2 protein-coding genes are annotated in these 1,873 nt (G+C 44.7%); one reads left to right on the top strand and one right to left on the bottom strand.

What is annotated here, in order from left to right:
• A partial coding sequence (gene tssI, locus ACGF7G_RS22175; protein WP_387468438.1) for a type VI secretion system tip protein TssI/VgrG occupies window positions 1–938 on the bottom strand: 938 nt, incomplete at its 3' end.
• A 637-nt stretch (window positions 939–1,575) separates the two neighbouring features.
• On the opposite strand from tssI, the gene ACGF7G_RS22170 reads away from it, so the two are divergent.
• Window positions 1,576–1,873, top strand: a 298-nt coding sequence (locus ACGF7G_RS22170; RefSeq protein WP_387468437.1) for an ISAs1 family transposase, incomplete at its 3' end; no start/stop codon positions are given.

Below are 1,873 nucleotides of genomic sequence, written 5' to 3'. Positions count from 1 at the left end.
CAAGAGACAACCTGCCAGCGGTCATTCATGGTATCAATCGGGTGGTGGGTTAATTTGAAGATCCTGCCCGGCATTAATCGAATACAATTGCTCTCCGCTTGCCCTGATTTGCTGTCAGCACGCAAAGCTTCCAGCCGGTACTGAGTAAACGGAATGCCCTCTTTGTTTTTCAGAAAACGCCCGTAACTTTCGAAGATATGAAATGGCGTGCTGTTTTCTGCTTCATAATCGGTGGCGTTATGCTGCAAAGCATAATTGGGGTTGTGGTAATTCCGGTCTTTTTGGGTGATGGATTCAGGGCGCATGTGGGAGCCAAGAGACCATCCGGAGATAACATTTTCATCTGTTGCGTCGGTGACATCTGGGTTGTAAATCAGCGTATCCGGTGCCCTCATGTGTAAGTGGCTGTCGCTCACATGGAGCCCATCATCGGCGAACCAGAAGAAAATCCCCTCTTCCGCGGTCAGGCGGGTGAAGAAATCATAGGAGGATCCCCTTTTCATGGTGGTGTATTCCCGCACTGAGTGAGGGTCATTAAAACGTATATTGGCCTGGAGTTTTTTCTGTTTCAGTATGCTGTGTAAAATGTCGGGAACACTGAGCTGGTGATAAATACGGCTGTCCTGATCGAGGGTCAGCAGCCACATTTCTGGCCTGACGGTCAGGTGATACAGCGTTTGATGCCGGTTTGTGGTCCCGATAACCGCACTTTCAATCAATCCGTTCACTTCACGTTGTAAAACATCGTCACGGGTGACGGTGAACAGTGCGGTTTGAAGCAGAAGGGTATCCGTATCAATATCGGAGCGCGGTGCCGCCAGGGTCAGCGACAGGGTAAATAACGATGAAAGCGCTTCATCTAATGTAAAATTGACGACCGCAAAAGTCATGGGTGCCAGGTTGCCGATAGTGCAAGAGAAGCGGAGTCTGGTTTTCATGGTTTTTCCTCAATGACATCATCTTTTGGTGTCCGGGCATGATTGAAAGATGTCCAGCATTCATGACCTTCCAACCCCCGGAGAATATTTGGATCACCCGGTTTAGGGATAAATGAGGCAAAGTATGATCGCCTCTTTTATGATCAAAGGTTAATTAGAATTTATATGTTGATTTAATAAATATCAAGATTGATATTTTAAAGATATGTAAATCTCACTTCAAAACAGTCACTGGTGTGAATTTTATCGGTGTTTAAGTAACATAATGATTTAATTTATTTCAAAAAGTTTGATTTAGGGGAGATTTCTTTAATCAAGTTATGGCACCATGATAGCCCGATGTCATAAGCTGGAATTAATAGTTAACTAATAATTAATATGGTAAACTAATGTGACGTTCCATTATTTTGGTTGGAGATCCTGTATCCTGTCCAAAATGTGGTGGTAATCGAAACCGTTATACCCGGTGTAAAAGATCAGCTGTTCACGATCGATAACTAATGGTGCCTGACGGTGTGAAAAAATACAGCTCATACGAAAGGTAGGGTGAGATCGCGAACGTTATTTAATCAAAATCGTTCAGTTTGACCCACGGAGCTACTTATGATCTCATACTCCTTTTTTCAGGAGTGCCCCCATGAATATCGACGCTTTTTCTCAGTATTTCGGCAAATTACAAGATCCTCGCCAATCGGCCAAAATCAGCTACCCCTTGTTTGACGTGCTTTTTCTGACCATGTGCGCTGTTATCGCCGGGGCGGAAGGATGGGAAGATATTGAAGATTTCGGGAAAATGCGCCTCGATTGGCTTCAGCAAAAGGGGCTGTTTCAAACAGGGTTGCCTGTTCATGATACGATAGCACGTATTATCTCCCGCCTCGATCCCGCCCAATTTCAGTCATGTTTTATTCACTGGGTTCAGGCTGTGAACAAAC

The organism is Photorhabdus sp. RM323S (genome assembly GCF_042879375.1).
GTDB lineage: Bacteria > Pseudomonadota > Gammaproteobacteria > Enterobacterales > Enterobacteriaceae > Photorhabdus > Photorhabdus tasmaniensis.
This window is presented reverse-complemented; position numbering and strand designations above follow the sequence as displayed.